Source organism: Pirellulales bacterium (assembly GCA_036490175.1).
Taxonomy (GTDB): domain Bacteria; phylum Planctomycetota; class Planctomycetia; order Pirellulales; family JACPPG01; genus JACPPG01.
The window spans coordinates 19,069-28,065 of record DASXEJ010000083.1 but is presented as its reverse complement, the minus strand read 5'-3'; the positions used below and the strand labels follow the sequence as shown (position 1 = coordinate 28,065).

Below are 8,997 nucleotides of genomic sequence, written 5' to 3'. Positions count from 1 at the left end.
CAACGTCGTGATCGCGGGGTTGCTGTCCGCGGTCACGCCGGCGGCGAAGTGACTCTGACCGGCGCTGCTGGGCAAGTTGATCTGGCCAGGGTCGGTCGGACCGCCGGGTAGCACCAAGGTATTGGGGCCGTTGCTTGCCGAGAAACCTGGCGGCTCGATGGCGCCGCCGGTAATCAATTTGCTGGTGCTGTTGAGCGTGCCCAACTGCAAGGCCGTGGCGAAACTCGTGCCAGCCTGATCCGGCGTAACGGCCACGGTCTGCGTGCCGCCGTTCATGGAGTTGTCGCCGATACGCAAACGATACGTGCCGAGGCCGCTGCCCAGCTGATCGAGGTTCTGGGCAAACGTCAGCGTCGCCATGTTCGTGGCGGAGTTGTAAGAGACTGACGTCGGCGTGTAAGTCACGTCGTCGGCGGTCGTGGCCGTGCCCGTCGCACTGCCTGTGTAGATCAGTTGGTACAGCGCTGCCGTTTGCGCGCTGACCGGATTCAAAGTGTCATTGGTGAAGTACACCTGAATCTGATTCGACATCTGCTGCAAGGTGCCTTGCGCAGTGCGCACGATCGGTTGCGGTACGACGGCCGAGACCTGCGCCCCGTAATCGAGCTTGAACGACGTGACCGACGTGCCCGTGCTAAGCGATTGTCCCGAACTGTTCTTCAGAGCGCTGTTGACGGTGATCTGGTAGGTGTCGTCGGGCAACGTGTTGAGGAAGCGAACGACAACCTGGTTCGATTGCTCGGGCACGCCCTCGAAGCCGACCTGCACGGCCACGTCGTTGCCGTTGCCAATGATGCCGTCGCCACCGGCGCGGACGATTTGGATTCCCGCGGCGAGCGTGGCCGGATTGATCGTCTGACCGTCATCGAATTTGAAGATCAGTTGTTGCGGCGCTTGGTCCAACACCATGGTGCTGGTCGTGCTCAGTACCGCACCATCTGTGGGAATGTTGGTGATGATCGAGACGAGCGTCGGCGCGATGGAGAACAACAAGCGCTCTTCGAGCGGCTCGATGCAAAGGTTCGCGCTACGACGTACGGTCGACGAGGCGGGCGGAGTCTTTTTTCTGCTTAGACTACGGCGCGCGCGACCTAGATGCCAAATGCCCACGGAGAAGCCCTCCCCTGTTGACCCGCATGATCCCCCTGCCCAGGCCCGAAGAGGCTCTGTTCCGTGGCGGTGGGGACGAAAAGTAAGGTTTCTCCGAATATCAGCACAAACAACGGAATAGTCAACAAAAAAGTCAAAGTTTGCGGCTTGCGAATTGCAGGAATATACGACCTTATTCGCGATCTCCGGCACCGCCCGCCGTGCCAGACGCTAGTCGGGGGGAGCCGGAATCCGGCGACCGAAAAAAGGGGCCGAACGACCGGGTCGCAATCCCTCCCCACAGCGCAGAAGACTGCGGGTTAATCAACAGCCTGCCCCTGCAAACCGCGGGCAATTCTCGCCGAGCCAATAGCTTTCACTCACCGACCGTCCCCGAAGTCCCGGTTCCGAGTCTGGGTAGCATTGAGAAACTGCGGCCCCCGAAGCGACTTGGAAAGACACACCGATTGTGCCGGTGGCACCCGATTCATTGGAACATGCGGATCATTCAGTCGAATCGGTATATACCGCAAAACCGTCACAATGTGCACGGTTGGGCGGGTACTCCTGCTTTTCACTTGAGGTCACAGGCATGATCCGTGTCGTCGTACTCCTGATGGGCGTCGCCCTGCTGCCATGGATGGCCCTGGCGCCGGTGTCCGCCGCGCCACCTAAGCGCGTGCAGGACTCCTACTACCTGAAGCGCCAGCAGACCAAGACCGAGACGGCACCCCAAGACCCGTCCATCTTGGAAGATGAAGAAGAGCAGGGCGAGGCCGTGCCCGCCGGTCCCAGTGTGCCAGGCATTGCCAGCGGTGCGAGCTTCACGCCGGATATGATGCGTTTGCCCCAAGCGGGTAACGAGGGCTACGACACGAGTCGGCAGACCGTGGCCACGCCCGCCTCGGCGCAGCCCATGCACTACGCGAATACCAATCAGGATGGATACGTGTCCGAGGAACAAGTGCCATCAGGGCAGTCCGGCGATAGCAACGACTACAACTGCGACGCCAGCGATGAATGCGAAGATGGTTACGGCCCCATGGGATTGGGCTGCTTCGCTGCCGCCGTAAATTCGGTGCCCACTTGCAACGTGCTCTGGAACGAGATTTACTCGTGCCGCTGCATGTGGACGAACTTCGACTATCTGGGTTGGTGGGTTAAAGGCAACCATGTGCCGCCGCTTGTGACCACCAGTCCTCTGAGCACTACGCAAACGCAAGCCGGTGTGCTCGGCCAGCCCGGCACGTCGATCCTGTTCGGCGATCAGCGTTTGAACAACGATCTCCGCAGCGGCGGTCGTGTTACCGTCGGCGGCTGGCTTGTCGGCGACGTGATAGGAGTCGAAGCCACGTATTGGTCGCTGGCGACCGCCACAACCAACTTCGGTGCGGCCTCGAACTTCTCCACCGGGACCGGTAGCAACGAGATCATAGCGCGGCCGTACTTCAATCCGGCTCCGCCGATCCTCACACCTCCTCCGCCCCATGCGCAATTGCCGCCGGCGCAAGCGGCCGAGTTGATTGCCTACCCCAGCTTTAGCCTGCCGGGCGGCGGTACGGCGAATCTGAATGGCAGCGTAAACGTGACGAGCTCGAGCAGCGTGCAATCGGGCGGTGTCCTGTTGCGGCGATTGGTCGGTGTGGACCTGGTAAAGGATCACCGCATGTTCCTCGTGGGGGGCTATCGCTGGTTCCGCTTAGAAGAGGGGCTGATGGTCACCGACAACGTGAACGTCGTCGGCGGTGGTATTCCGGCCGGCACCTCATTCTCGAACCTGGATAGCTTCGGAACGCGGAATCAGTTCAACGGCGGCGACATTGGCTTGCTCAGCGATTTGCGACGCGGACGCTGGGTGCTCGAGACACAGGGCAAGATTGCCCTCGGCGATATGCACGAGAGCGTCAACATCGACGGCCAGACCAAGGTCACCTCGGGCTCATCCGTCATCGGCTACCCCGGTGGCGTGCTCACCCAAGTCAGCAACATGGGCGTTTTCCGCCGGGATCAGTTTGCCGTCATCCCCGAGCTCAACATCAAGCTCGGATTTCAGATCACGCCCGGCTTACGGGCCACGGCCGGATACAACTTTACGTACGTGTCACGGGTTGCGCGGCCGGGCAACGAAGTCGACTTTACGGTCAACCCGCCGTACTCGCCGGGTGCGGCACAAATCGTGTCGCGTCCCACGTATTTGAATAACCCAACCGACCTGTGGTTACAGGGCTTTACCGTGGGCTTCGACTATCGCTGGTAGCGTGCCTGGACGTCAGGCGGCATCCTGGCTTCTCGCACGGATTCCAAGCGAGCTCGTGCGTCGCCACGATCGCAGTCCCGTGCGCGATTGATAATGCTGTGCTGGCCCGACGATTAGAAGTAAGGCCACCACAGCAGCTTCGGATCAACACCGGCCTCGCCAAAGTTGTAACCCGTGCCGTTCACGCCCGCCGACAGGCTTACCGTGAACAGATCTTGCACCGAACCGTCGCCCCCTTGCGAGCCGAGCGAATCCGAACCCTCCAGCAGCAGCTGCGGCTGGAACTCTTGGATCGAGTAGGTGCCTTGTGCCAGTCCTGTGAAAGTGTACGAACCGTCGGTGTTGGTCTTCGTCGAGATGGCAATGACCCGTCCAAAAATATCGGTGCCCGTCAGCTGCACTGCCACACCGCCGTAGCCAGAGTCGCCCGCGTCAAAGACTCCGTCATGGTTCGAATCGATGTAGACGAATCCCGACAGGCTACTGAACGGGATCGGTTGGACCGTGCCCAACACCGAGCTGCTGGCCAGTACGGCATGTGAATTCGCGTTCGTCGAGAGCACGAGCAGGAATTGCGCCGGGGCCGTCAGGTTCGGGTCCAGGGGCAGCCCCACCGTGATCTGCTGCGTCAGCGGGCCGCCCGGCAGGAAAGTGATCGTCTGCGAAGTCAGCACTTGGAAGTCAACACCGGGCACGGCACTAACCGGATTTGTCGCCTGCGTGCTGTAAGTGAAAGTCACCGTCTGACCGCTGGCCGCCGATAGGCTGACGTTAAACACGGCCACGCCGCCTTCCGTGCCCGAAGCCGGTTGCACGGTGACAGTCGGCAGCGGTACGCCGGAATGAATCGTGCCCAAGGCCGAGTCACTCGATCCCAGCAGCACAACGTTGTTCGTAGCGCTGGTCAGGTTCACGTGAAACGTCTTGTCCGCCTGGTTTAGTGAATTGCCGAGCACCGTGATGTTGAACGTGGCCGACGTGGCGTTAGCCGGAATCACGACTTGACCATTCGCCACGCCTACATAGTCGACTCCGGCTACCCCGGTATCACCCAGCAGGCTGGCCGTCGAGTAGTTGACCGTCACGGGCACGCTCGAGGGTTGGCTGAGGTGGACGGTAAACGGCATCAGCGTTGTGGCACCGTTGGTCGTCACGTTGGTGACCGAGCTGTTATTGATCGACGCAAACGTGGCTTGCGTTGTCTGGATGTTGTCGACCCCGATAAAGTGAATCGCGGCCGTGGGGAGCGGCAGCGAGTCCGTCGCCGGCGGTGCCGGGTACAGAATGATGCCCAGCGGATTGCTCGGTGACTGGTCCGGCTGGCCCGGATCGATATTCGAAGTGCCGCCGCCTGTGGCTTGCAGCTCTACCTTGAACACCATCTGTTCGCTATTACCCAGCGACGGCGGAATCTGCCCTGCTGAGCCGGCGAAGGCTCCCACATCGCTCAGGTTCGTGGGCGTTCCGCTTGGCTGAGTCAGGTTCTGATAGTTCGTGCCGAAGGTCAGCGGGCTGACAACTTGGAACTTACCGGAATCAAAGGTAATGGTCGTGTAAGCGGCCAACACGCCGAGCGCGTCGGCAGCCGGTTGGCGAAGATCCGTTACATACTCGTACAGCCAGAACGTCTCACCGCCAGGAATCGTTGATCCCGGCTGGATCTCTGTTCCGTCAAGCTGCGTGGCCTCCAGCCGAACCTGAGCTTGGAACGGCACGTGCGATTGCACGCCAAAGTTGTAGCCCGTTCCCTGTGTTCCCGAAATCACCGTTATGCTGGCGACCGTATCCACGCCGCTTTGCACACCGCCAGCTAGGCCGATGTTCGCGACGGTCTCGACAAGCGTGCCCGGGGGCGGCAATTCATGCAACGTGTAATTGCCCGGCATGACCAGGAACGAGTACGAGCCATCAGCCGCGGTGACTGCCGACGTGAGCGGTACGTTGTTCGAGTTGAGCAACTGAATCGTCACGCCCGACAGGGGCGTGTCGCCGCCCGAATCAAAGGTGTTGTTGCCGTTGACATCGACGTACTCGACGCCGCTCAAAGTAGCCAATTGCTGCACGGCAAAGTTGTAGCCGGTGGCACTTGTGCCGGACCCGATCGTGACGCCCGTGATCTGGTTGAGACCTGACTGGGTTCCATTCGCCGTGCCGACTGACGAACCGGTGGCAAAATACGGCGAGCCTGGCACAATCTCTTGAACTGTGTACGTACCGGGCTGCACATTCGTGAACGAGTAGGAGCCGTCGGCCCCTGTTACTTTGGTCTGCACCGCGTTGCCGGCCTGGACCAATTGAACGGTGACGCCGGGCAGACCGACTTCGCCGTTGTCCTGGGAATTGTCGCCGTTGGTGTCGATGTACTCGGTGCCGCTTAGCGTGGCCGGAGCTTGCAGGGCAAAGTTGTAACCGACGGCGGTCGCACCCGAGCCCAGCGTCACGGCGCCGATCGTATCCAAGCCAGTGGCTGTGCCCGACGGGGTGCCATTGATCGATCCGACGATGGCGCCGCTCTCAAAGAACCCGGCGAGTTGCACTTCCTGCACCGTGTAGGTGCCCGGGTCGATGCCGGTGAACGTATAGTGACCGTTGGCATCGGTTATTTGCGGGGTGCCGACAAGCTGATTGCTGGAATCCCGCAATTGCACCGTCACGCCCTGCTCGCCTGCGTCGCCAGCCTCTTGAATGTTATCTCCGTTGGCGTCGACAAAAACCGTACCAGACAGCGAGGCCGGCATCGGAGGCGCGGCAACGATCGTGACGAACGTGGTGCCACCCAGAATCGCCGAGTTCGGGATCTGGTTGGGATCGTTGTTGCCGGTCAACTCGGCCACGACCGTGGCTTCACCGGCGGAAAACTGGGTGTTGAACACTACGACACCCGGCGCGACAGCGGTCATCTCGATGCGATCCAAGATCTGCGTGCCGCTCCCCAGCGGCGTAAAGAACGGATTGCCCGAGACGTTGATGTTCTCCGTACCTTGCAAGTTCGAGACCAGGCCCGGCGTCGTCAGCGCGTCGCCGTGTGAGGCGGACGTAGGAACCGGATAATTCACGCCCGCGATGATGTTGCCCGTTGCCGAGGCACCTGCCGTACCACCCCCTTGCTGAACATACGCCACGTCAACGTTGCCCGACGCGATACCGGCATACGCAACGCCACGCAGGTCCTGCACTTTCACATCCACATAGAACGTTTGCCCCACGGTCAGCGAACCCGAGATCGGAGCGTCGCTGGCATCGGTGGCCACCAGCTGATACTGCGCTAGCGCCTGGGTGGGATTCGTGACGCCAAAGTCGTAGCCCGTCCCGGTGGTACCGGCAGCCAGCACGATGTTCGTGATGTTGTTCAGCCCGACCAGGGTACCTGCTGGCGTTCCGGCATTGGCGGACGATTCGATGTAGGGGCTGGCCGGCGAAACCTCTTGCACCGAGTACGTCCCGGCTGGGAGCGACGTGAACGAGAAGTTGCCGCTGCTGTCCGTGAATTGCGTGGCAATGATCGTATTGCTCGAGTCGAGCAAGTTGATCGTGACCCCCTGCAAGCCGGCGTCGCCGCTGTTGAATACGTGATCGCTGTTGTTGTCGATGTACTCCGTGCCCGAGATGCTGCCGAGAGTCTGGGTGGCAAAATTGTAGCCCGTTCCACTGACGCCCGAGCCCAGCGATATTGACGAAATGGTATCGACGGCAGTAACCGTGCCCCCGGCCGTGCCGAGGTTCGCAGCGGTCGCTCCGGCGCCCGAGGGCGTCGTTTCATGCAGCGAGTAAGTACCGGGTAGCAGGTTCGTGAACGAGTAGGTGCCGTCGGACGCAGTCGTGGCCGAGTTGACGAGCGTGTTGCTCGAATTCAACAGTTGGATAGTGACGCCACCGAGCCCCGTGTCGCCAGAATCAAACGTGTTGTTGGCGTTGGCATCGACGTATTCTGTGCCCGAGATGCTGGCCGGCTGCTGAACTGCAAAGCTGTATCCCGCGGCCACGCTGCCCGACGAGAGCGTGATGCCCGTGATGGTATCGTTGCCACTCGCCGTGCCGACGGCGGGTCCACCGATCGAGCCAACTGTCACGCCAGTCTCGATCAGTCCGGCCGGCTGAACTTCGTGAACACTGTAGGTTCCCGGAGCCAAATTCGTGAACGAGTAGATACCGTTCGATCCCGTGGTGACGGAATCGATCACCGTGTTCGAAGAATCGAGTAACTGAACCGTGACGCCGGTGGGACCTGCCTCACCATTGTCTTGGACGTTGTCGCCATTGGCATCGATATACACCGAGCCCGACAGGGACGATGGAATCGGCGGTGCGCTCAGCACCGTGACGCTCGCCGAGCCGGGAAGAATCTGATTGTTGGGAATTTGGGCCGGGTCATTGTTGCCCGTATCCTCGGCATCGACGGTCACCTCGCCCAGCGAGAATTGCGTGCCGAATTGCACGGTGCCGGCGGCATTGGCCGTCATCTGGATGCGATCCAGCAACACTGGGCTACTTCCCAGCGGCTGGTAGAAAAACGGATTGCCGGTGGCGTTCAACGGCTCACTGCCTTGCACGTTCAGCACGACGCCCGGAGTGCTGGTTGCATCGCCGTGCGGAGCCGACCCGGGCACAGGATAGTTCGGGCCTGCTGTGATGACGCCGGTTGGCGCGACCCCCGCGGTGCCACCTCCCTGGTCCGCATACGTCACATCGACGTCGCCGGCCGCGATGCCGGCATAGCTGACCGAGCGCAAGTCTTGCACGTACACATCAACGTAGAACGTATCGCCAATGTTAATCGGTCCGGTCAGCGGCGTATCCGAGCTATCCGTCGGCACGAGACTGTATTGCGCTTCGGGGGTCGTGTCGTCGAGGGCTTGGACCTCTTTCACGATATCGAGCACGTTGACGAACCCGTCGTGATTGACGTCCATCGCCGAAGCGGAAGTGGTCGTGCTGGTGGTCGCCAGGGACATCACCGTGGCGGTGCCGGCGCCACTTCCCGAATTCGACGATGCCGAAACCGGTGAATTGCCATGCGTGTTGACGTAGCCGGCAATTTTGATGGCGTCGAGGACGTTGACGTAGCCGTCGTGAGTGACGTCGTAGGTCGAGTACGCGGCCACGCTATTGGCCGTCAGCAGGGCGCGCTCCTCGAGCGACTCGACCTGCAACGGTCGGCTGCGCCGGCGCGACTTCTGAGCCACCAGTTGTTTGGTACTAGCGCGACGCCACCGCTCGAACAATGTGATCTTCATAGATCGGCCCGTCTCTGTTGCCTTGGTCTACTAAAACGCCACACATGCCACCGGTAGTCCTGCCCGATGGCAGGCGGTGCATGAGTCCCCGCACGCGCAAAAATGACCGTGCCCGTAGACCGTCGCCTGTATTTGCCAGGCCTGGCAGAAATGACGCTCAAAGCCCTGCTTCTCGCGAGCGACTAGCCCTGTTCGCCCCACCGTGCCTCGCAGCTGTGGGGACGAAGATGTTCCGGACAACGCGACCTTAACGCTCAGTCAACAAAAACTGGCCGCGTGGTTTTTAATCTAAACTGGGGTTCCAGGGAGTGCAAGAAATTTGCCGAAATGCTCTTTACGGCATCATTTCCGGACTGTGAGGGAGACACCGGGCGCCCCGCCGCTCGCGTGAACGCGAGGCCTCCCGAATCCGGCAGT

General features: G+C 61.0%; 3 protein-coding genes. 1 reads left to right on the top strand and 2 read right to left on the bottom strand.

Annotated elements, in window-relative coordinates; translation table 11 throughout:
- A partial coding sequence (locus VGG64_06065) for a hypothetical protein (GenBank protein ID HEY1599147.1) occupies positions 1-1,110 on the bottom strand: 1,110 nt, incomplete at its 3' end.
- A gap of 571 nt (positions 1,111-1,681) precedes the next feature.
- On the opposite strand from VGG64_06065, the gene VGG64_06060 reads away from it, so the two are divergent.
- On the top strand, positions 1,682-3,346 hold the full coding sequence (locus tag VGG64_06060) for a BBP7 family outer membrane beta-barrel protein (protein HEY1599146.1): 1,665 nt from the start codon (positions 1,682-1,684) through the stop codon (positions 3,344-3,346).
- Positions 3,347-3,459: 113 nt separating this feature from the next.
- Here VGG64_06060 and VGG64_06055 read toward each other — a convergent pair whose 3' ends face one another.
- Positions 3,460-8,580, bottom strand: coding sequence for an SdrD B-like domain-containing protein (locus VGG64_06055; protein ID HEY1599145.1), 5,121 nt, complete (start codon positions 8,578-8,580; stop codon positions 3,460-3,462).
- Positions 8,581-8,997: the final 417 nt, after the last annotated feature.